This is a genomic window from Bacillus sp. ISL-41 (genome assembly GCF_018613235.1).
GTDB lineage: Bacteria > Bacillota > Bacilli > Bacillales > Cytobacillaceae > Mesobacillus.
Genome location: NZ_JAGGQP010000016.1, coordinates 26,813 through 47,597, shown reverse-complemented (window position 1 = coordinate 47,597; position 20,785 = coordinate 26,813). Strand labels below are relative to the sequence as shown.

Annotated in this window: 21 protein-coding genes, 1 other RNA gene and 1 other annotated feature; of the genes, 13 read left to right on the top strand and 9 right to left on the bottom strand. The window is 42.3% G+C overall.

Features of this window, described 5'->3' with window-relative positions; genetic code table 11:
• Positions 1 to 4 precede the first annotated feature (4 nt).
• From J7I80_RS07195 to J7I80_RS07165, 7 genes are all read left to right on the top strand, one after another.
• Complete coding sequence (locus J7I80_RS07195; RefSeq protein WP_214737043.1) at positions 5 to 1,282, top strand: ribonuclease H-like domain-containing protein; 1,278 nt, start codon at positions 5 to 7, stop codon at positions 1,280 to 1,282.
• 428 nt (positions 1,283 to 1,710) lie between these two features.
• Positions 1,711 to 2,028 carry a CotD family spore coat protein gene (locus tag J7I80_RS07190; protein WP_084135366.1) on the top strand — a complete coding sequence of 106 codons (318 nt, stop codon included), beginning with the start codon at positions 1,711 to 1,713 and terminating at the stop codon, positions 2,026 to 2,028.
• A 127-nt stretch (positions 2,029 to 2,155) separates the two neighbouring features.
• The gene (locus J7I80_RS07185) at positions 2,156 to 2,716 is read left to right on the top strand and encodes an SLOG family protein (protein ID WP_214737041.1); all 561 of its coding nucleotides are present in this window, start codon (positions 2,156 to 2,158) and stop codon (positions 2,714 to 2,716) included.
• Between the two features lie 107 nt (positions 2,717 to 2,823).
• The gene (gene gpsB, locus J7I80_RS07180) at positions 2,824 to 3,123 is read left to right on the top strand and encodes a cell division regulator GpsB (RefSeq protein ID WP_023627594.1); all 300 of its coding nucleotides are present in this window, start codon (positions 2,824 to 2,826) and stop codon (positions 3,121 to 3,123) included.
• A gap of 83 nt (positions 3,124 to 3,206) precedes the next feature.
• Positions 3,207 to 3,595: RNase P RNA component class B (rnpB, locus tag J7I80_RS07175), an RNA gene on the top strand.
• A gap of 132 nt (positions 3,596 to 3,727) precedes the next feature.
• Entirely contained in the window at positions 3,728 to 4,870 is a 1,143-nt protein-coding gene (locus J7I80_RS07170) for a THUMP domain-containing class I SAM-dependent RNA methyltransferase (protein WP_214737039.1), read from the top strand.
• 505 nt (positions 4,871 to 5,375) lie between these two features.
• The gene (locus J7I80_RS07165; protein WP_214737037.1) at positions 5,376 to 5,543 is read left to right on the top strand and encodes a hypothetical protein; all 168 of its coding nucleotides are present in this window, start codon (positions 5,376 to 5,378) and stop codon (positions 5,541 to 5,543) included.
• An 87-nt stretch (positions 5,544 to 5,630) separates the two neighbouring features.
• On the opposite strand, the gene J7I80_RS07160 is transcribed toward J7I80_RS07165, so the two are convergent.
• The 5 genes from J7I80_RS07160 to J7I80_RS07140 form a co-directional block, all read right to left on the bottom strand.
• Positions 5,631 to 5,936: a metal-sulfur cluster assembly factor gene (locus J7I80_RS07160; protein ID WP_214737035.1), complete on the bottom strand. Its 306-nt coding sequence runs from the start codon at positions 5,934 to 5,936 to the stop codon at positions 5,631 to 5,633.
• Between the two features lie 13 nt (positions 5,937 to 5,949).
• Positions 5,950 to 7,194: a hypothetical protein gene (locus tag J7I80_RS07155; RefSeq protein ID WP_214737033.1), complete on the bottom strand. Its 1,245-nt coding sequence runs from the start codon at positions 7,192 to 7,194 to the stop codon at positions 5,950 to 5,952.
• A 5-nt stretch (positions 7,195 to 7,199) separates the two neighbouring features.
• Positions 7,200 to 7,415 (bottom strand): DUF2249 domain-containing protein, encoded by a 216-nt coding sequence (locus J7I80_RS07150; RefSeq protein WP_214737031.1) that lies wholly within the window; start codon positions 7,413 to 7,415, stop codon positions 7,200 to 7,202.
• Position 7,416: 1 nt separating this feature from the next.
• Positions 7,417 to 7,656 carry a DUF2249 domain-containing protein gene (locus tag J7I80_RS07145; RefSeq protein ID WP_214737029.1) on the bottom strand — a complete coding sequence of 80 codons (240 nt, stop codon included), beginning with the start codon at positions 7,654 to 7,656 and terminating at the stop codon, positions 7,417 to 7,419.
• 107 nt (positions 7,657 to 7,763) lie between these two features.
• Positions 7,764 to 8,453 carry a Crp/Fnr family transcriptional regulator gene (locus tag J7I80_RS07140; RefSeq protein ID WP_214737027.1) on the bottom strand — a complete coding sequence of 230 codons (690 nt, stop codon included), beginning with the start codon at positions 8,451 to 8,453 and terminating at the stop codon, positions 7,764 to 7,766.
• Between the two features lie 221 nt (positions 8,454 to 8,674).
• Between J7I80_RS07140 and J7I80_RS07135 the strand changes: the two genes are divergently transcribed.
• On the top strand, positions 8,675 to 11,038 hold the full coding sequence (locus tag J7I80_RS07135; protein ID WP_214737025.1) for a nitric-oxide reductase large subunit: 2,364 nt from the start codon (positions 8,675 to 8,677) through the stop codon (positions 11,036 to 11,038).
• Positions 11,039 to 11,074: 36 nt separating this feature from the next.
• Here J7I80_RS07135 and J7I80_RS23465 read toward each other — a convergent pair whose 3' ends face one another.
• Positions 11,075 to 11,209, bottom strand: a complete 135-nt coding sequence (locus J7I80_RS23465; protein ID WP_285289118.1) for a hypothetical protein — start codon at positions 11,207 to 11,209, stop codon at positions 11,075 to 11,077.
• A 196-nt stretch (positions 11,210 to 11,405) separates the two neighbouring features.
• Between J7I80_RS23465 and J7I80_RS07130 the strand changes: the two genes are divergently transcribed.
• From J7I80_RS07130 to asnS, 4 genes are all read left to right on the top strand, one after another.
• Positions 11,406 to 11,639: a DUF2249 domain-containing protein gene (locus J7I80_RS07130; protein WP_214737023.1), complete on the top strand. Its 234-nt coding sequence runs from the start codon at positions 11,406 to 11,408 to the stop codon at positions 11,637 to 11,639.
• A 392-nt stretch (positions 11,640 to 12,031) separates the two neighbouring features.
• Positions 12,032 to 13,540, top strand: coding sequence for a carboxypeptidase M32 (locus J7I80_RS07125; RefSeq protein WP_214737020.1), 1,509 nt, complete (start codon positions 12,032 to 12,034; stop codon positions 13,538 to 13,540).
• A 62-nt stretch (positions 13,541 to 13,602) separates the two neighbouring features.
• A complete protein-coding gene (locus tag J7I80_RS07120) occupies positions 13,603 to 14,508 on the top strand; it encodes an EamA family transporter (RefSeq protein ID WP_214737018.1) in 906 nt (301 codons plus the stop codon).
• A 250-nt stretch (positions 14,509 to 14,758) separates the two neighbouring features.
• Positions 14,759 to 14,992, top strand: a binding site (T-box leader).
• Positions 14,993 to 15,046: 54 nt separating this feature from the next.
• Complete coding sequence (gene asnS, locus J7I80_RS07115; RefSeq protein WP_214737016.1) at positions 15,047 to 16,438, top strand: asparagine--tRNA ligase; 1,392 nt, start codon at positions 15,047 to 15,049, stop codon at positions 16,436 to 16,438.
• Positions 16,439 to 16,755: 317 nt separating this feature from the next.
• On the opposite strand, the gene J7I80_RS07110 is transcribed toward asnS, so the two are convergent.
• Genes J7I80_RS07110 through J7I80_RS07100 form a run of 3 tightly spaced genes read right to left on the bottom strand, consistent with a single transcriptional unit; the run spans position 16,756 to position 19,064 of the window.
• Positions 16,756 to 18,411 (bottom strand): b(o/a)3-type cytochrome-c oxidase subunit 1, encoded by a 1,656-nt coding sequence (locus J7I80_RS07110; protein WP_214737014.1) that lies wholly within the window; start codon positions 18,409 to 18,411, stop codon positions 16,756 to 16,758.
• The gene (locus tag J7I80_RS07105) at positions 18,411 to 18,887 is read right to left on the bottom strand and encodes a cytochrome c oxidase subunit II (RefSeq protein WP_214737012.1); all 477 of its coding nucleotides are present in this window, start codon (positions 18,885 to 18,887) and stop codon (positions 18,411 to 18,413) included. Before J7I80_RS07105 ends, J7I80_RS07110 begins: the two co-directional genes overlap by 1 nt.
• A 27-nt stretch (positions 18,888 to 18,914) precedes the next feature.
• Positions 18,915 to 19,064: a hypothetical protein gene (locus tag J7I80_RS07100; RefSeq protein WP_023627611.1), complete on the bottom strand. Its 150-nt coding sequence runs from the start codon at positions 19,062 to 19,064 to the stop codon at positions 18,915 to 18,917.
• A gap of 591 nt (positions 19,065 to 19,655) precedes the next feature.
• Between J7I80_RS07100 and J7I80_RS07095 the strand changes: the two genes are divergently transcribed.
• Positions 19,656 to 20,429, top strand: a complete 774-nt coding sequence (locus tag J7I80_RS07095) for an SDR family NAD(P)-dependent oxidoreductase (RefSeq protein WP_214737010.1) — start codon at positions 19,656 to 19,658, stop codon at positions 20,427 to 20,429.
• Positions 20,430 to 20,785 lie beyond the last annotated feature (356 nt).

The window sequence follows — 20,785 nt, the reverse complement described above, 5'->3', positions numbered from 1 at the left end:
GAATATGAGTCTCAAGAATAAATTGAACAGGCTGAAGCCGCATATAAAAAGCGGAGTTGAAAAGCCCAAGACCGAACCCGTAAAAGCGGAAGAAACGCCGGAAATCCCATATCTTGATGTTTGGCAGCAGGAGCAGGTATCCCCCTTCTATTTTGACGGACAATATTGCCTTGTCAGGGAAGTGAGTTATCCACTAGACCAACAGCACGGCCATTACCAATTCGGCGATTTACTGGAGGCTGTGTCACTGTGGAACAAGGAGCAGACAAAGCATCCGCTTTCTGCAGTCGGGCACAGCCCAGCCGACCTGGTATTTTTTGATACTGAAACAACAGGACTAGGGGGAGGGGCAGGCAATACTATCTTCCTGCTTGGCCATGCGTCCATTTCAGGGAATTCACTGAATTTGAAACAGCATATCCTGCCAAACCCGGGAGCGGAAGTAGCTCTTTACCAGAGCTTTTTACTGAATGCCGATTATACGACATTGGTTACATACAATGGCAAGGCTTTCGATTGGCCACAGGTCAAAACGAGACACACCCTTGTTCGTGACCATGTGCCAAAGCTGCCTTCCTATGGCCATTTTGATTTATATCATGCGGCCCGGAGATTGTGGAAGCATAAGATTGAGCGGATGAAATTAAGCATTGTGGAACAAGAAGTACTAGGTCTTGAAAGAAAGGATGACATTCCTGGCTTTTTAGCACCAATGATCTATTTTGACTTTCTTGAGAGGAGTAACCCCGAAGGCTTGCTGGGAGTCATTAAGCACAATGAAACGGATATCCTGTCACTAGTGACTCTCTATACACATTTAACATTCCAGATTCTTGGGAGGGACCGCTCACAAACATCGCGGGAAACTTACGAGGTGGGACGCTGGTTTTCCTATCTTGGCGAATCAGATAAAGCGAAGCAAGCGTTCAGTGGTCTTCTAGATGACGGAAATGAGGAAGCGGTCTCTGCTAAGCATGCACTGGCTTTTGAGTATAAAAAGCATAAAGAATGGCAAAAAGCAGTCGCCCTATGGAAAGAAAGTGCAGCTAAAGGGACGAAAAAGCAGCGGAAAGAAGCGTGCATTGAGTTGGCCAAACATTACGAGCATCGCGAGAAAGACCTTGAACTGGCGATGAAGTATTGCTCTCTTGCTGAAGAAATACACCGCGAAGAAAAGGGTACAACAAAAAAAGACATGATTTTCACCATGGAGCTTGAAAAAAGAATTCTGAGGATTTCCCGAAAAGAATTTCCCGGGCAAGCGCAGAATTCGCCAAAATAAATTGCTTTCGTGCCAGGTTTCGTCAAGGAATCTTGAATTGTAACAAAATTTTAACATTTATCCTTTCAAAACCTGTAATATCCTGTTGTATGTATGGTTTCGACGTTGTAAAATGTAAAATTGTATGGTGTTAAAAAACAATATAATTTTACGGGGCTGGTTTGATGTATAAAGCGGTATTAGTTCTATATTTTGTTGTGATTACTCTCATCGCTGTGATTTTCAGCGGGTTGAAGGACAACTTTTACACATTCCTCTAGGAGTTTTTAATAGGATTTCATTGAAATCACTAGGTGGTTGCGCTGCAAAAACTAGGTAGTTGCAATGAATTTATTTGAAAAATAGGTGTTTTCATTAGTACAAGACGCATGACTTCTTCATAGGCTGATAATGTAAACAATAAGTCTAAATGAAAGGAGTTATGCACTATGCACTGCAAGCCGACACATGTATTGCCAACAGTAGTTCATCCTACAAAGTGCTGCACGAACCATAACTTTACAAACAATGTGGTTCCGCATGTTCATCCAACACACACTACAAACGTAAACCACATCAATTACGACCATGTCCATTATTTCCCGCAGACACAGTCCACGGTTAATCAGGTGACACACCAGAATCATTATGGCGGACCTGGTCCGGTACCAGGCGGAGTGGCTCCAGTTGGCCCGAGACCGCGCCCAGGATTCGGCGGTCCAGGATTTGGTGGACCAGGATTTGGCGGTCCAGGATTTGGTCGATAAAATGACTTTCAACAAGGGCTCCTGAAGCCCTTGTTTTTTTGAAATTTTAAGGTGTAATAATTCCTGTATATAGGGAATACCTTCAATATGGAGTCTTTGATTTAATAAAAGATTCAAAGGAGATTATATGGTAAAAGTAGTTGCGATAACTGGTTATAAACCTTTTGAACTTGGCGTGTTCCAGCATAATCATCCGTCAGCAGAATACATAAAAATTGCGATAAAAAAAAGCTTGATTCCTTTAATTGAAGAAGGGCTGGAATGGGTGATGATAAGCGGACAGCTGGGTGTCGAATTGTGGGCTGGTGAAGCGGTTTTCGAGCTGCAGGAAGAATATCCCGAACTTAAACTTTCTGTATTCACCCCTTTCTTGAATCAGGAGGAAACTTGGAAAGAAGCCAATAAGGAGTGGTATGAATCAGTGCTTGCTGGCGCTGACCATGTTGATTCCATCACTAAAAAGCCTTATGAAAAACCGTGGCAATTCAGGTTGAAGAATCAATTTTTTGTAGAGAAAAGCGACCTGTTGGTCCTGCTTTACGATCCTGAAAAAGAAGGCAGTCCAAAATTTATATATGAAACAGCAAAAAAATATCAAGAAGCAAACGATTATGAGATAAGATTAATTACATTGTACGATTTACAAATGGCGGTTGAAGAGGAACAATTGAAACAGCAGGATTTTTAAAATTGCTTTCAGAACCACATAAATAAGTTTAATAAAAGAAAAATTGACAAATCCCCTTGTTTTTGAAAAAATGAATGTGACGATTGTGGTATATTGAGGTGAATGGAATGCTATCCGATAAAATACAGTTAACTGCTAAAGATATTTTAGAAAAAGAATTCAAAACAGCAATGCGTGGTTACAAACCAGAAGATGTCGATAAGTTTCTTGATATGATCATTAAGGACTATGAAGTGATGCAGCAGGAGATCGAGGAGCTTCAACAGGACAATCTTCGCCTGAAAAAGCAGCTTGATGAAGCTTCGCGCCGACCAAGCACACAGGCGGCCGGCACAACGAATTTCGATATCCTTAAAAGGCTTTCGAATCTGGAAAAGCATGTTTTTGGGGATAAACTTTACGATTAATCCAGCATTTGCTAGTTTTTGAAATGTATTACCATTGCTTTTCAAACCTATATTTCATATAATGTTTCTTGTAGCTGTTAATAACGTTCGGGTAATCGCTGCAGTTCTGCTGCAGAGGAAAGTCCATGCTCGCACAGGCTGAGATGCCTGTAGTGTTCGTGCCTGGCCAATTCATAAGCCAGGGCAGTCGGGCTCACGCTCGGCTGACGGCCGGGAAAATGCCTAAGTCGGCAACGATATGGCATGAATACCTATAAAAGTGCCACAGTGACGGAGCCTTTCGAGAAATCGGAAGGGTGGAACGAGGTAAACCCCACGAGCGAGAAACCCAAACGATGGTAGGGGCATCTTCCTGGAGGAACTGAACAAAGGGAAGGACAGATGAGTTCTCATCTGTAGATAGATGATTACCGCCGGAGTACGAGACTTTTGGTCGTTTGCAGTACAAAGGTACAAAACATGGCTTACAGAACGTTATTAATGGATTTGTATGAGTGTTTACTAAAGCTCTCCTTTTGCCAGGAGTGCTTTTTTATGTATATTAAGTCTATTGGGCAAACTTAATAATGGAGTACATAAGATATTGGATATAAAGGGTGAAACGATGAAGAATTTTGATATAATCGCAACCTCTGCTATGGGTCTTGAAGCAATTGTCGCAAAGGAAGTCCGTGACTTAGGGTACGAATGTCAGGTGGAAAACGGTAAGATCATTTATAAAGGGGACGCCAGGGCGATAGCCAGAAGCAATATGTGGCTCCGGACCGCTGACCGAATTAAGATCAAAATCGGCGAATTCAAGGCTTATACTTTTGACGAATTATTTGAAAAAACGAAGGCTCTCCCATGGGAGGATTTTTTACCGGAGAATGCTGAATTTCCTGTTTCGGGCAAGTCAGTGAAATCCAAGCTTTTCAGTGTATCGGATTGCCAGGCAATCGTTAAGAAAGCTATTGTTGAGCGAATGAGAAAGTCATACAAAACAACAACATGGTTTGAAGAGAACGGGCCATTGTTCAAAATAGAAGTTGCCCTCCTGAAGGATGTCGTAACACTGACAATAGACACCAGCGGAAGCGGCCTTCATAAGCGCGGTTACAGGACTGGCCAGGGGGAGGCTCCATTGAAGGAGACTCTTGCAGCTGCCCTGATCATGCTGACCAATTGGAATCCGGACAAGCCCTTTGTCGATCCGTTCTGCGGGTCTGGAACGATTCCGATTGAAGCTGCATTAATTGGTCAAAATATTGCACCAGGCTTTAACAGAGAATTTGTATCAGAAGGCTGGCCAATTCTTCCTGATTCCGTTTGGGACGAGGTAAGGATGGAATCAGAGGATCTTGCAAAATACGATCAGCCTCTGGACATCAGCGGCATGGACATCGACCATCGTATGGTAAAAATCGCCGAAGAGAATGCTTTTGAAGCGGGGCTTGGCGATTTGATTTCCTTCAAGCAAATGCGTGTCCAGGACTTTACGACAAAGAAAGACTATGGCGTCATTGTTGGCAACCCGCCATACGGGGAGCGACTGGGTGAAAAGAAAGCAGTTGAAGAAATGTACAGCCAGATGGGCAAGGCTTTTGACCCGCTTGACACATGGTCCATTTACATCCTGACTTCCAATGAGGACTTTGAACAAGTGTACGGAAAGCCGGCAACTAAGAAACGGAAGTTGTTCAATGGGTTCATCCGGACAGATTACTATCAGTACTGGGGTAAACGCCCTCCAAGAGTTGATAAATAAGACACAGCCTCCTGTATACCAGGAGGCTTTATTTTTTCTGGAAAAATTGAAATATGCAAGATGAAACAGCCTCTAAAAAAACACTAGGCTGACTAACAGGAATAAATATGGGGAGAACATCATAAAATACATTTATATCTGTATTTCGTAAAGGATAAGAAAGTACCAACTGTTTACACTTAGATTAGTGTCCAGCTTCAGCGCCTTTTTCATCCCCGAGAGGGCTTCTTCGAGAATCTTGCTCAAAGCGTTAGCTTTGAGCAGCTCGAGACGTTTGTCTAGCTGCGGCTCCTAACTCCTCGAGACTCTTCGGTCCTGCCAATGAAGTCAAAGAGCGACTTCACTGTCAGGCCCTCCAGAGCTTGTCGGTGTTGGGCAGTCGCAAACGCTTTTCGAGTTCGGTCCGCCCAATGAAGTCAAAAAGCGACTTCAGTGGTCGGCCCTCCAACGCTTGTCGGGGCTGAACAAGGCGCTTGCGCATTTCTTATGAAACGGAGGGATGGCAATGAATTATACATTTATCGACTTCCAAAGGATCTTAAAAGCTCTTTCAACTAGTACAGAGGCTTTGCGTAATGAATTCCAGGCTGATGAACTCCAGCTGGCAGAATTGCAGGAAGCAGAAAATAACTTTCGGCAGGCATTGTCATTTGGCCTTTCAAATCTTAAATAAGCCAATGCAAAGATGCAAAGAACGCTTGAAGCCCAAGCGTTTCTTTGCATCTTTGCTGTTTGATTATGAAACCATCATTTCCCCTGATTAAAAACCCTGAAGCAGTCTTTTTCCATCCTCGGTCATCCGTTCTGGTGTCCAGGCTGGCTCCCATGTCAATTGGACGTCTGCATGGTCAATTTCCTCCATGCCTTGTACGCAATATTTAATGCCGCTGGCGATGCTGTCATGAAGTGGGCAGCCCGGAGTTGTCAGTGTCATTAAAATCTTTGCTTTGCGGGGTTCTGGAACATCTATTTCATATATCAAACCTAGATCCACAACATTAATATTCAATTCTGGATCGATCACAGTTTTTAAATTTCCCCTGATTTTTTCCAATAATTCATTCATTTCTAACTCCTCCTTAAATAGTGACCACTTTGGCGATAATATAGCTGAATAGGACAGTCCCGATAACAATCAATCCCTGACCGATGTAAAAGACCGGCATCAGCCTGGCAATGAATGAAAGTAATAGAAGGATCGTCCCGGCAGTAAACAAGATGAAAAGCGGCAGTGCCAGCTTCTCATCCATCATGTCCTTTAACGCAGGCACCTTCTTTTTACCGATTTCCTTGCTGTATTTATGAGTCCACCACAGGAATGGGACGATCTTATATAGATAACCAATGATACTGAAAGCAATCCAGGCGACTAAATATAGTAAAATAATCGGCCCTGCCATTTTTGAAAGGAGATTTGCGGCACTTCCTGCAAAAGCGGCAAAGTGGATTAAAGCACCGCAGCCAATCGCAAATAAGGCGAACATGAATGGGCGGTCAAGCTTCTTCTTCACACGCTTATCAATGATTATTTTGACATGCCAGGTGAAAATCATGAATCCGGCAAATAGCATGAAAGTTCCCAACACTTCAAATAAATGGCTGCCCGTTAAGAAGGAAAAGATCAAAATGATAATTCCAACAACATAAACACCGAATACAAATGGTGCCGGTTTCATGGAATACCCATGTGAAAGTGAGAACATCGGAACCATTTTATAAGAAAAACCAAAGATCAATAATGAGAACCAGCCCACTGTACCCAGCAGGATATGAGTTTTAAAAATAGCTTGATAATACTCTGATGCAAAACCTGACTTCATGCTCAGAACCAATGTGATACCAAGTGTAATTGTTGCCAGGAGAGAAAACAGTGCAGTACCGACGAACAAAGTTAAGATATTTGGTTTTGCCTGGCTTTTAAGCGTCATGAACATCTGAAATATGAACATCAAAATTCCGAGCAATGTCAGGATTCCTGGAACCAAGGCATCCTGTGGGCGAAGGTATAATGCTGCAGCGAAAGATACGATTCCTGCAGTCGTTACAGCCAATTGCCAAAATCCAAATTTTTCGTTCCAAATCGGTGTCAGGAATGCGACAGGGACCAGCTGGTACATGGCACCCATAGCTACCATCAGGGCCCAGCCGAGTACGAACAGATGTGCAGCTGACCAGATTGCCGGCAATCGGAATACGCCGGAAACAAGAAGGTCACCGTTCAGCAGGATTAGCAGCTGTGAAAGAATTAACGCGAGCATGCTGAAGCCGATGAATGAAAAAGGAAGCTTTATATTTGTTTCGTTACCACTGTTTTGCTGAAACATTTGATTCACCCCGCTTTGCGGGAAATAGTCACGCGATAGCTTCCATCTTCTTGCTGTTCAGTCAAATAAAGATATCCTAGTTCATCAAGCTGCTCGAACAGAAACATCGGACGTCGGTCATTGATAATGATAAGCGTCTGTCCTTCCTCAAGCTCCTCCAGCTTTGCCAGTGTCCGCATCATCGGCTGTGGCGGTTCAAGCCCTCTGTTATCCAGGATCATCTTATTTCCCTCCCTTTTTTGTAAAAGTGATTTTATAATGTTTTGCCTCGATTTTTTCGACTACGTGTTCAAATCCCTTTGCTTTTAAAACCCCATACAAGGGGACAGGCTTGAAAGGTGCATGGAGGACCAGTCTGTCATTCAATTCTAAATCGCCAATGGCTTCCATGATTTTTTGGAAAGGCTCCAGCTTGTTATTTATATCCTCACGCACATCCAATTCTATCGTTCTGTGTTCCATATCATTCAGCTCCTCGATACTTTAGTTGGTATGATTAAATGATAATCATTTTCACTCTTTTCTGCCGTGATACGCATCACTTAACCGCAGAAAAATTGCTCTTCCTGTTAAAACAATTCCTGATGCAATTTTTCATGGTCGATCAGATAGTAGCCGTCAGGATCCAAACTTAAGTAATCTTTTTTCTTTAAATGGTTGATGGTTCTGCTGACGGTTTCCCTGGAAGTACCGATCATGTTGGCAAATTCCTTATTGGTAAAATGGGTGGTCAATTTAAATCCATGTTCCTTCTTTTCTCCATTTGTCTTGCAAAGGCGGAGTAACAGCATAATGATCTGTTCGTATGTATTGTGAAGAATCTGTTCCTCGAGCCTGGCCTGCAAATCAATGATCTTCTCTCCAAGGACTCGGAATAACTTAATAGATAGTTCGGGATAGGCAACCAGGATCTCTTCAAATTTAGAGATTGGTACGATGATCATCAGTGTGTCTTCCATTATTTCCGCGTGGGCAGGATATTGGCCTTTCCTGAAGAAGCCAGCGTGAGGAAACATTTCACCGGATTCAAGGACAGAAACGATTTGTTCTCTTCCTGATGAGTCGGTTTTATAAATTTTCACCTTCCCTGAATGAATGAAGAAAACGCGGTCTAGCGGATCTCCCTGCATGAAAGCATACATTTTATTTTTAAAGAATCTTGGCTGGGCGATTTCTATGATCGGATCCAGCTCCTCTGTCGATAATTCTTTGAAAATAGGAACTTCTTTCAATTGCTGTTTGATTTGTGATATATGCATCTCAATCTGCTCCTCTATGATTTGATTAAGTATCTGCCGTAAATTTTATCAAGGGAAAGAGGAGGGCTAAGTGACCTGAATCATATTTTGACGTTTTTATGAAAATAATTATCATTGCTGTGGGAAATATCACACCCGGCAAATGAAGAACTTCACAAACTAAACATTTCATTCCCATTATGCTTAAGTTGTAAAAAAAACAGGGAAGGGGTGTATGATAGATGGAAATCCAGCGTGGAACATCCACGAAGGCAGTGGTCAAGAAAAATAGAAACTCACTGCTGAAATCCGTACTCATCATCACATTATTACTTAGCTTTACAGTACTCCTGACAGGAGGTTACTGGATCTTTAAAGATATGGCTCCTAGGCCGCTAGAAGTGACAAACGAAAAGGGAGAGGTCATCTTAACGAAAGAAAGCATCATGGGAGGGCAGGCTGTCTTCCAGAAATATGGTTTGATGGATTATGGAACTGTATTAGGGCATGGATCCTATATGGGGCCTGATTACACGGCAGAGGCACTGAAAATTTATACTGATGGGATGCATGACTTCAAGTCACAAGAAAAATATGGTAAGGCTTTTAAAGCGTTGACGGGAGATGAACAAACAATCATCCGGGACACTGTCATGAAGGAGATGCGTGAAAACCGTTATGTGCCGGATACCGATAAGCTGGTGCTGACAGAGGCACAAATAAATGGGCACGAAAAGGTAAGGGAATTCTATCATACTATTTTTACTGAAGGTGATCAGTGGGGTCTAAAGCCAGGGTTAATTCAGGAAAAACATATGCCGGACGGGGAGCGAGCCTGGGTATCAAAGGGCGATCAGATTGAGCAAATCGCTGATTTCTTTTTCTGGACAGCATGGCTTTCAAGTACAGAAAGACCCGAAGATGATATTACTTATACAAATAACTGGCCATATTATGAGGATGCCGGAAACACTATGTCCTTCTCTGCAATCTGGTGGAGTGGTGCGAGTGTGACCATATTGATCCTATTCGTAGGATTAATCCTGTTTGTTTTCTACCGTTATCATTTAGGGATGCAAGAGGCTTATACAGCCGGGAACTTCCCGAAAATCGATTTGAGGAAGCTTCCGCTTACATCCTCGCAATTGAAAACAGGTAAGTATTTCGCGGTTGTTTCTGTACTGTTCTTTGTTCAGGCAATGTTCGGAGCGCTGCTCGCTCACTATTATATCGAGCCTGACAGTTTCTTTGGAATGAAGTGGGTCCATGATATCCTGCCATTCAATATTACAAAAGGATTCCACCTTCAGCTGGCAATCTTCTGGATTGCGACTGCATGGTTAGGAATGGGCATCTTCATCGCTCCGCTGGTCGGCGGGCATGAACCAAAGCGCCAGGGAATACTAGTCGACATATTATTCTGGGCACTAGTTGTGCTTGTAGCCGGCAGCATGATTGGCCAATGGCTTGGTGCAAACGGCTACCTGGGCAACAATTGGTTCTTATTAGGTCACCAGGGCTGGGAATACCTTGAGCTGGGACGCATATGGCAGTTCATTCTTGCGACCGGAATGCTGATCTGGCTGTTCATCGTATTCCGCGGGATCAAGAGTGGGTTGAAGAGGGAATCAGACAAAGGCGGCCTGATTCACCTGTTGTTTTACTCAGCAATTGCCGTGCCAGCATTTTACTTCTTCGCTTTCATGATCAATCCAGGCACACACTATACCTTTGCTGACTACTGGCGCTGGTGGATCATCCATCTCTGGGTTGAAGGAATATTCGAAGTTTTCGCAGTCGTTGTCATTGGTTTCTTAATGGTCCAAATGAAGCTAGTCACGAAAAAATCAACAATAAAAGCATTATACTTCCAGTTAATCCTGCTGATGGGAGCAGGTGTCATCGGTATCGGCCACCATTATTATTACAATGGTTCTTCCGAAGTCTGGATTGCGCTCGGTTCTGTATTCTCTGCTCTGGAAGTCATCCCGTTGACCTTGCTCATTCTGGAAGCATATGAACAGTACAAAATGATGAGGGATGGGGGAGTTGATTTCCCTTATAAAGGTACATTCTGGTTCTTGATTTCAGTAGCCATTTGGAATCTGGTAGGTGCAGGTGTACTTGGCTTCCTGATCAACCTGCCTGCAGTCAGCTTCCTTGAGCACGGCCAATTCCTGACACCAGCACACGGCCACGCGGCGATGATGGGTGTGTATGGAATGTTCGCAGGCGCAGTATTGATCTACTCATTGCGCAATATTGTGAAGCCTGAAAAGTGGAACGACAGGTGGGTTAAATTCATAGTCATCATGCTGAACGCAGGCTTGGCTGGCATGGTATTCCTGTCATTGCTGCCAGTCGGATATCTTCAGTTAAAAGAAGCATATTTCAATGGTTATGCAGCTTCACGTTCATCTCAGTTCTTACAGCGGGAAACAGTTGAAATGCTCCTGACGCTGAGGGCAATACCAGATACGATTTTCTTGATTGGTGTTGCTGCGCTGGCAATATTCAGCTTAAAAGCACTCTTCAATCTCCGTAATGTGACACATAAAGAAGAAGAACAGCTGCCAGTAAAAGATTTGGCTATTGATGAAGATTAATAGGAAAACCGCAAAGCGTTAGCTTTGCGGTTTTTATTATGATTTTTGTTCCTCTTCTTTTTCGCATTCAAAACAAAGCACTTTCCCATCTTTATGTACACCATTCAAAAAACCATCCAGGCAAAAAATCTCTTTTCCACAACGATCGCAGCTGCCAACTAGCTCCTTCAAAAAATCCCCTCCCCTTCATAGAATTCTCTCTAGAAAAAGTAGTTCCTCTATTTTTTTACAGATCACATTTAGAGGTGACTGAACTTCTCGAATGAAAGAAGTCATAGTTACTCTGTGACCGCGCTCACTACAAGTGGGATACAGGAGAATTATAATGTAAATGTAAAGGAAATCAGAAATTAAAGGAGAGAGTGAAATGACTTTCAATGTTATTATCAATGTTCCTGATTATGCCCCACGGGAAAAACACCCGACCATATTCCAAAACTTTGACTCACTGCACAAGGGGGAATTCATGCAAATCGTCAATGACCATGACCCTAGACCGCTGCAATACCAATTCATGATGGAACGCCCGGAGTCATTTTCATGGGAGTATCTAGAGGAAGGCCCAGAAACATGGCGAGTGGCAATCGGTAAAACGAAATAATTATCTGGAAAACATCCTATGATTCTATTAAACAACAGGTTCGCCTGTTGTTTTTATTTGGCTCTTTTCTCAAACTTTGTTGCTATTGACTACAAAATCGGGTTGAAAGACCAATATGTTCTTCGCAAAGTTGACTCTTTTGTGAAAAAAGAGCATGTCAAACTTAATACCGACCTGCAAAATGGCTTTATTACGTTAAAATCAACTTTAGGATTTTAACAATAATCTTTACGAAACAGCCTTTTATTTTGTTTCACAATTCATTAAGTTCATAAAGAATACGGCTTCAGCGCACACCCCTTTTAGGCGGGATGGCTTTTAGATTTTCTTGAACGTAAAGTTCAGAAAAGTATGATAAGATAGACGAGAAAGAGAAAAATGGGGTGAAATGAATGAGTGAAGTCATGCAAACAGAAAAGAAATTTTTGGATTATGTCAAAAAAATGGCTGCCTATGGAGAGGCGCTTTCTTTGATTTATTGGGATTTAAGGACAGGAGCCCCAAAAAAGGGAGCAGGTCAGCGTTCTGAAGTGATCGGAGTACTATCTTCAGAGCTTTTTAACATGTCAACATCAGAAGAAATGGCATCATACATAGCACGACTTTCTAATGAAACAAGTTTATCTGAGATTACCCGTAAAACGCTGGATGAGTGCAGAAAGGATTATGACCGCAATAAAAAAATCCCTGCAGAAGAATATCTTGAATATGTGATTCTTCAATCAAAAGCAGAAAGTGTTTGGGAAGAGGCAAAAGCAGAGTCCGATTTTGAAATGTTCAGACCGTATCTTGAAAAATTGGTGGATACCACTAAGAGATTCATTGGTTACTGGGGATATGAAGGCAATAAATACAACACCTTGCTCGATATGTATGAACCTGGGGTCACGGTCGATGTTTTGGACCAGGTGTTTGGAGACCTTCGTGAAAAAATTGTCCCGCTTGTACAGCAGATTTCCAGTTCAACTGCCAAACCTGATACAGAGTTCCTTTTTGAGCATTTTCCTAAAGAAAAGCAGCGTGCTTTCAGCCTCGAGATCCTAAAGCAAATGGGATATGATTTTGATGCAGGCCGGCTTGATGAAACGGTTCACCCATTCGCAATGGGGCTTAACCCAGGAGATGTAAGGGTTACGACGAAATATGATGAAGCAGATTTCAGGACAGCTGTTTTCGGTACCATTCATGAAGGCGGCCACGCTCTTTATGAACAAAACATCTCGGATGAACTGGTTGGAACTCCTCTGAGTTCAGGCACTTCAATGGGCATCCATGAATCACAGTCGCTTTTCTATGAGAACTTTGTTGGACGAAATTACTCTTTCTGGAAGCACAACTACAGCCTGCTGCAGGAGTTCTCTGAAGGACAGTTTACCGGGGTGGAGGCAGAGGAATTCTATCGTGCAATTAATGAGTCCAAGCCAAGCTTGATCAGGATTGAGGCAGATGAGCTGACATATCCACTCCATGTGATGGTACGATATGAAATTGAAAAAGGCTTATTCAATGATGAAATTGAAGTAAAGGACCTTCCGCAGATCTGGAATGATAGATATGAACAGTATCTCGGAATCAGGCCGGAAAATGATGCACAAGGTGTGCTGCAGGATGTACACTGGGCAGGAGGCAGCTTTGGCTACTTCCCATCCTATGCTTTAGGCTATATGTATGCAGCGCAGTTCAAGAATGCCATGCTCAAAGATTTGCCTGACTATGAGGCACTCCTGGAACAAGGAAATCTTCAGCCGGTTAAAGAGTGGATGACTGAGAAAGTCCATAAGCATGGAAAAATGAAAAAACCACTTGAAATATTGACTGATGTAACTGGAGAGGGACTTAATGCTCAGTACTTAGTCGATTATTTATACGAAAAATACAATAAAGTATATCAGCTGGTTTAATAAGATTCTTTTTTAGAAAATAAGATGGCAGTCTTCCTGCCATCTTTTCTGTGGGTGAATGTATGTACGGGAAATTGCCTTATTTTATGATCGCATTTGCTGCGGCAATGTGGGGCCTGATTGGTTTTTTTGTTAAAGGCCTGAATAATGCCGGGTTCAGTGCTATGGAGATTGTGGCTATCCGTGTGTTGACCGCAGCCATTATTTTGATTCTGGTGGGAATTGCTTTTTACCGAAGCCATTTAAAAATCAGGGTGAAAGACTTGTATCTTTTTGTGGGTACAGGAATTTTAAGCATTGTTTTTTTTAATTGGTCTTATTTTACGGCAATCAACCTGATGAACATCCCGATTGCTGTAGCTTTACTGTATACTTCTCCTGCTTTTGTTGCGGTTTTATCATTTCTTTTCCTGAAAGAAAGCATTAACAGGAGGAAGCTGTTGGCGATTGTCATGACGGTCATCGGCTGCACACTTGCCGCAGGCATTACAGGGCACGGGGGGACGTCATTTTCTGTCTCCAGTATCCTTATTGGCCTAGGGGCAGGGTTCGGCTACGCTCTTTACAGTATATTTGGCAAGTTGGCATTAAGGCGGTACCATCCTTTTACGGTCACTTTGTATACATTCCTTGTGGCTTCGGCTGCCCTGGCTCCGACAACTGGTATAGTCAGCAAGGCTTCTGTCCTTTTCACCGGGAATGCGTGGCTTTATGCGATAGGGTTAGGGATCTTCCCGACTGTGATTGCATATTTTGCATACTCCTGGGGCCTTGAAAGGACGGAAAGCAGTACTGCTGCAGTAGTTGCTACACTGGAACCCGTCATTGCCACCATGCTGGGAATACTGGTGTATGGTGACAGGCTGGGCGGTCTTCAGATGCTCGGATCTGCGTTGATTATCATATCTGTAATATCTATCAATATCTCAATTCCCATCAGGAAGCAAAAAAAGCACTTCACTGTGTGATTCAATCTCGTTTGAAGTGGTAAAAAAGCAAATAATAAACGCACGAATTAACAGAGAAAGGAGCCTGGTCACAAACCCAGGCTCCTTTTCTCTTAAATTAAAGCACTTTTTCGTTTAGGTAAATTGTTTCACTTTAGATTGTAATCAAAGATTTTTAGCGAAAAATGCAGATAACTTAGGGGGCAACTAGACAAAGGATTATGTTTTGTGATAAATTATTACAGTAAAAATCCTTTGAAAACTACATATTTTTAAATCGATGAAAAGGAAAGTAGTTTTTGCTATATTCGATAGCGAGCCGGGGACGGTGGAAGCCTGGCGATGAAGCATAAATGAAGAACACCTTTGAGTTCTAACCGAAAGGGATATCGTGAGTAGGCTTAGACGTTTCCAGCACGTTATAGACTGGGATATGCAATAGTAAAGCTGGTCATTTTATGACAATTTGGGTGGTACCGCGGAAGTTCAGCCTTTCGTCCCTTTTTTGGGGATAGAAGGCTTTTTTTATTGCAAAAAAATTACCATAAGGAGGCTAATTATGATTAAGACCGTAGTAAAAGATTTATACAGAAATCAAGAAAATTTTAAAGACAAAACTGTTCAAATTACAGGGTGGATCCGTACGCTACGCGATTCCAAAACCATTGGTTTTATGGAGTTAAACGATGGAACATTCTTTAAGAGTGTACAAGTTGTTTTTGAAGATACCCTTGATAACTTCAAAGAAATTACAAAGTTGCCTATTAGCTCTTCTGTTTTAGTAGAAGGTGAATTTGTTCCAACTCCTGAAATGAAGCAGCCGTTTGAAATTAAAGCAACAAAAATTGTAGTCGAGGGATTGTCGGATACAGATTATCCTATACAAAAAAAGAGACATACCCTTGAATATTTGAGAACAATCGCTCATTTACGTCCGAGAGCCAACGCCTTCTCAGCCGTCTTCAGAGTAAGATCTCTTGCATCCTATGCCCTTCATAAATTCTTTCAAGACAAAGGGTTTGTATATGTACATACACCGATTATTACCGGAAGTGATACTGAAGGAGCAGGGGAGATGTTCCGTGTAACATCAATGGACTTGAACCAGCTTCCAAAAACCGAAGACGGAAAAGTGGATGACAGTGCAGATTTCTTCGGTAAAGAAACAAACTTAACTGTTAGCGGCCAATTAAATGTCGAAAGCTTTGCTCTTGCTTTCCGTAATGTGTATACCTTTGGTCCGACATTCAGAGCAGAAAATTCCAATACGGCACGACATGCCTCAGAATTCTGGATGATCGAGCCGGAAGTTGCCTTTGCAGAATTACCGGATATCATGGACCTTGGAGAAGAAATGGTCAAGTATGTCATTGATTACGTTTTTGAACATGCACCAGAAGAAATGGCCTTCTTTAACAGCTTTATTGATAAAACACTTATCGAAAGATTGAAGAATGCATTAGAATCCGATTTCGGACGCGTTACTTATAGCGAAGCTGTTGAATTATTGAAGAACTCAGATAAGGAATTTGAATACCCTGTTGAATGGGGTACAGATTTGCAAACGGAACATGAACGTTACCTTAGCGAGGAAATTTACAAACGTCCTGTCTTCGTAACCGACTATCCGAAAGAAATTAAGGCATTTTATATGCGAGCGAATGAGGATGGCAAGACAGTTGCCGCGACAGACCTTTTGGTTCCCGGCATTGGCGAGTTAATCGGCGGAAGCCAGCGTGAGGAAAGAGAAGACGTTCTTGCAGAGCGAATTAAAGAACTTGGTATGGCGGAAGAAGATTACTGGTGGTATCTCGAGCTTAGAAAATACGGCAGCACAAAGCATTCTGGTTATGGTATTGGATTCGAACGACTTGTTATGTATCTAACTGGAATGAAAAACATCCGCGATGTCATTCCATTCCCTCGTACACCAGGAAATGCAGAATTTTAATTAAAATATGTGTGAAAATGCAAAATAGGATGCTGAGGCATCCTATTTTTTTCATGGAAGTCGAATAAGCTATTCCATGATGCGGCCCATAACAAGCCTCTTATATTGGTAGGCATCGGGTTATGTTCGATTTTAATGGCAGGTATTTTGTATGTAAAATAACAGGGCGGGAATGACAAGATCAGCATGCTAAATAGTGTGATATTAAGTTTTTTATTTATATGTTAATCGTATAAATGCTGCTAAAACAACAAAAAACAGGGTGAAATTTTTTGCAATTTCATACCCTGTTTTGGTTGATTCATAGAAAGTGTTTTTTAGAAGAATTTATATCCCTTCGACCCGATCGGTGCATTTTCGATCATATCGATGAACGGTATCGTGTATGCGAAGAGAATCAAAAGGACAGTGATGCCAAGCCATAGCTTCCAGTTTTCGAATACCATCGGAGTTTTCTCTGCTTGGTCAGCAACTTCTCCAACAGGGAATTCTTCTTCCCCTTTAGGTGCGAAGAATGCAAGGTTAATGAAAATGTAAAGGATCAGGATGATTCCAAGGAACAGGATAGATCCGCCGACTGCCTGTGCAACCTGGTAAGGAATCCATTCAGCTGCTTGCTCTGAACCGCCGTACGTTGAGAATGAAGAACGGCGTGGAGCTCCAAGGAGACCAGCTGCGTGCATCGCACCGGACATGAATGTCATACCGATTGCCCAAACAATTCCCTGGATAATGGCTAGTTTATTCATAGCCTTTGTCAAGACCCTGCCAGTCAGGTGAGGGACCAGCCAATAAGAAATCCCAAAGAAAGTAAGGACAACTGAAGTTGCAAGTGTTAAATGGAAGTGTCCTGTAACCCAGATTGTGTTGTGTACTACCTGGTTCAACTGGTGGGAAGCGTTGACTAGTCCACCAGCACCGGCAGGGATGAATGCAAGCATACCTATGAAAGGTACTGCGAATCGGGCATCTCCCCAAGGAAGCTTTTTCACCCAGCCGAATAGGCCGGTAGATCCTTTAGAACGGCCAAACATTTCAAATGTCGCAAACAATGAGAATGCGGTCATCAATGATGGGATGACAACAAGGAAAGTCAAAATAACCTGAAGGAATTTCCATGCTGGGTCAATACCTGGTTCCATTAACTGGTGGTGGAAACCAACCGGAATTGAGAACAACAGGAACAGAATGAATGACATTCTAGCTAATGAATCAGAGAAAATCTTTCCGCCTATAATTTTTGGAACGATTGCGTACCAGGCCATATATGCAGGCAATAACCAGAAATACACAAGCGGGTGGCCGAAATACCAGAACAATGTACGGCTGACCAATACATCTACACGCTCAACAAGGCCAAGCGACCAAGGAAGCAGCTGGAATAGTACTGTTGCAGCAACACCAATCGTAGCTACGATCCACATAAGCGTGTTGACGAGTGACATGAAAGTCAACAGCGGGCTAGGCTTTCCAGGATTAGCTTTTCTCCACGAAGAGTAAGCCATGATGATTGCAGCGCCGTCAATCCAGCTTCCGACGATCACGAGTGTAAGTCCCAAGTAAAAGAGTGCGTGTGCCTGTAATGGTGCGTAGAATGTATAAAGAACAGAAGCCTGGTTTGTCAGGATCATGATAGCAGCCATTACAGTACCGATGGTCATCGTCCAGAAACCAATCCAGCCAGTCTTTCGCTGTTTATTTGTTAATGTTCCGGATGTTTTGCTCACAAGAGAGAGCTGGAATCCCATAATGAAAAATGTTGTAAGCACGAGTCCAAGTACGACACCATGGATGGTAAGGATTTGGTAATACCCAGTCCATGAAGGTAATTCAAATTTTCCTGAACGGACAAGTGTCTGGAGCAAACCTGCAAGACCGCCAATTGCAAGAGCGATGAAAGCGACATAAAAGTGGGCCATTGCCAATTTGCCGTCTCGGCGGTCAACCTTTGGATTAATTGATTTAGTATTCATTATTCTACCACCTCGATTTTAGACGACATCATGTGGTGGCCGACACCACAATATTCATTACAAACAATCAGGTAATCACCGGCTTTGTCAAACGTGGTGACGTACTCACTGATATATCCAGGCTCAAGCATCATGTTGATATTAGTTCCTGCAACCTGGAAACCGTGAATGACGTCTTTTGTAGTCGCGATTACTTTCACTTTAGCTCCTTTAGGAACTTCGACCTGTCCAGGGTTGTAGGCAAATGCCGATGCCACGAAAACAAGTTCGTAATCCCATTCTTTTCCTTCAACCTTCTTTAGTCCAGGTTTATCGAAAGGTGCTGTAGTATCTACCTTTTCAGGATTGATTGTTGCCAGGCAGCTCGGAGGCTGGTTGCCTAAATAGAAGGCGCTGACCCCAATAACAGTCAGGAATACGATTAAGGTCGTAATTCCGAATATCAGCCAGATTTTTTCAAATTTATGAATATGCATAACTTCTTTCTCCCCTTTTGGTCTATCTTAGAAACGATCAACAAACAAGAAATAAACGCCTACCCAAGTAACGATTAAAAAGAATCCTAACAAGAAAACGGATGCAAGTGTTCCTTTCAAGGAAGATTGGTCTTCCACCTTTGTATGTGTTTTCTTCCCGATTCCAGGCTGAGCCATCCCGGTCCACTCCCTTCGTATGAAATGTTCGTTTATAAATGATAAGTACATTTTCATAATACAAAACAATTTGGAAACGTAAATATGGTTTCAGACAGTTCACAAATTGTTCATACCTGATATATTTACTATGTTAATGGTGAAAACGCGTCAATACAGTGATTTAAGTCACATGTAACGATGGGTAAATGTGAAAAATCTGTGAATAGATTTATGTGAAAATTTGAGCATATTAGCAAGCAATCAAATCGGGATGTGACAGAACGACTTGACATTTTTAAAAAAGCAATTAGAAAAACAGGAATCACCATTCCACGTTTAGCTAATAAACTAATAGAAAATGGATCTATCAGGAAGTGGGTTTATGCAAAAGTATTATTGCGAACATTGCCGCCTCATATATGATGAAATAAGATTATGCAAAAAATGCGGGAGGGCAGCTGAAAAACAAATCTGGATTGAGGTACAAAAGCAGTCCGACGAAAAATAGCACCTGGTTTGGTGCTTTTTCGTATTCGCAGGCGAGATATCCTGATTTTCCCGGACAATATGTTAAAATTAAGTCAATTTTAAAGCGGGAGGATGATGTGAATGTTTTTGCCATCTTTTGATTTGAAAGGTAAAACAGCAGTAGTGTCAGGTGCTGGCAGAGGGATTGGCCGAGCGATTTCAATCGGTCTGGCTGAAGCTGGAGCAGATGTTGCCTTATTTGCACGCACGGAGGAAGATCTCAAAGAAACATCTTCGGTAATTAAAAAAATGGGAAGAAAGACTCTGGTGCTGCCAACAGATGTGACAAAAAGGGATCAAGTACATAATTCGATTTCTACAGTAAGGTCTGAATGGAAAAAGATTGATATTCTTGTCAACAATGCGGGTATGAACATCCGTTCAAAGGCTCTGGAAGCAACGGATGAAGAATGGCAAACAATCATGGATACCAATCTGAAATCTGCCTTCATGATGTCCCAGGAAGCGGGAAAAATCATGAAGGTACAGGAATCAGGAGGCAAAATCATTAATATTGCGTCTGTAGCGGGTCAAGTAGCCCTCAGGACGGGCGTGGCCTATGCGGCAACTAAGGCCGCCCTTATGCAGATGACAAAGGTGCTTGCGATGGAATGGGGACAATACGATATCAATGTGAATTCAATCGGTCCATGGTACTTCAAAACGCCTCTGACTGAAAAGCTATTGGCCGACGAAGCGTATGTGCAGGATATCCTGGCAGTTACACCATTGAAGCGGATCGGGGAGTTGCCTGAGCTTGTGGGGCCGGTGGTATTCCTAAGCTCAGATGCCGGGAATTATGTCACTGGACAAACCCTGTTTGTAGACGGTGGAATGACGATCCATGGTTTTTGATTGCCTGATAAAATAGACTTACTGTAAGCAGTAGTTTGTTTACTGTATTGTCCTGAAAATGTTATTGAGGAGCAAACTGTAAAAAAAGTGGATTTGCATGCTTAATAGTAACTTTACGCTTGAATAATACCCTTATGGAGGAGGAATGCCTTCCATAAGGGTATCTTTCTGCTTGAACGATATCGAAATGTAATTATCCATTACCCGAAAAAGATCCGCGAGGTTTAAAACGGTAAAAGCAGGTACTCTGCTTCGTACAAAAGAAGCCATTGAGGTAAAAACAGACAGTCTTCTAAGAAATATAATGTCAACTGGTAATGATTTTATAATGTACAAGGCTTGAGTGCATTGTATAA

Coding starts and splice junctions, on each gene's coding strand:
- J7I80_RS07120 (WP_214737018.1), top strand. CDS start 13,603: ATGTACGGGAAATTGCCTTATTTTATGATCGCATTTGCTGCGGCAATG.
- J7I80_RS07110 (WP_214737014.1), bottom strand. CDS start 18,411: ATGAATACTAAATCAATTAATCCAAAGGTTGACCGCCGAGACGGCAAA.
- J7I80_RS07170 (WP_214737039.1), top strand. CDS start 3,728: ATGAAGAATTTTGATATAATCGCAACCTCTGCTATGGGTCTTGAAGCA.
- J7I80_RS07160 (WP_214737035.1), bottom strand. CDS start 5,936: ATGAATGAATTATTGGAAAAAATCAGGGGAAATTTAAAAACTGTGATC.
- J7I80_RS07145 (WP_214737029.1), bottom strand. CDS start 7,656: ATGGAACACAGAACGATAGAATTGGATGTGCGTGAGGATATAAATAAC.
- J7I80_RS07135 (WP_214737025.1), top strand. CDS start 8,675: ATGGAAATCCAGCGTGGAACATCCACGAAGGCAGTGGTCAAGAAAAAT.
- J7I80_RS07165 (WP_214737037.1), top strand. CDS start 5,376: ATGAATTATACATTTATCGACTTCCAAAGGATCTTAAAAGCTCTTTCA.
- J7I80_RS07130 (WP_214737023.1), top strand. CDS start 11,406: ATGACTTTCAATGTTATTATCAATGTTCCTGATTATGCCCCACGGGAA.
- J7I80_RS07185 (WP_214737041.1), top strand. CDS start 2,156: ATGGTAAAAGTAGTTGCGATAACTGGTTATAAACCTTTTGAACTTGGC.
- J7I80_RS07155 (WP_214737033.1), bottom strand. CDS start 7,194: ATGTTTCAGCAAAACAGTGGTAACGAAACAAATATAAAGCTTCCTTTT.
- J7I80_RS07100 (WP_023627611.1), bottom strand. CDS start 19,064: ATGGCTCAGCCTGGAATCGGGAAGAAAACACATACAAAGGTGGAAGAC.
- J7I80_RS07095 (WP_214737010.1), top strand. CDS start 19,656: ATGTTTTTGCCATCTTTTGATTTGAAAGGTAAAACAGCAGTAGTGTCA.
- asnS (WP_214737016.1), top strand. CDS start 15,047: ATGATTAAGACCGTAGTAAAAGATTTATACAGAAATCAAGAAAATTTT.
- J7I80_RS07150 (WP_214737031.1), bottom strand. CDS start 7,415: ATGATCCTGGATAACAGAGGGCTTGAACCGCCACAGCCGATGATGCGG.
- J7I80_RS07190 (WP_084135366.1), top strand. CDS start 1,711: ATGCACTGCAAGCCGACACATGTATTGCCAACAGTAGTTCATCCTACA.
- J7I80_RS07125 (WP_214737020.1), top strand. CDS start 12,032: ATGAGTGAAGTCATGCAAACAGAAAAGAAATTTTTGGATTATGTCAAA.
- J7I80_RS07195 (WP_214737043.1), top strand. CDS start 5: ATGAGTCTCAAGAATAAATTGAACAGGCTGAAGCCGCATATAAAAAGC.
- gpsB (WP_023627594.1), top strand. CDS start 2,824: ATGCTATCCGATAAAATACAGTTAACTGCTAAAGATATTTTAGAAAAA.
- J7I80_RS07140 (WP_214737027.1), bottom strand. CDS start 8,453: ATGCATATATCACAAATCAAACAGCAATTGAAAGAAGTTCCTATTTTC.
- J7I80_RS07105 (WP_214737012.1), bottom strand. CDS start 18,887: ATGCATATTCATAAATTTGAAAAAATCTGGCTGATATTCGGAATTACG.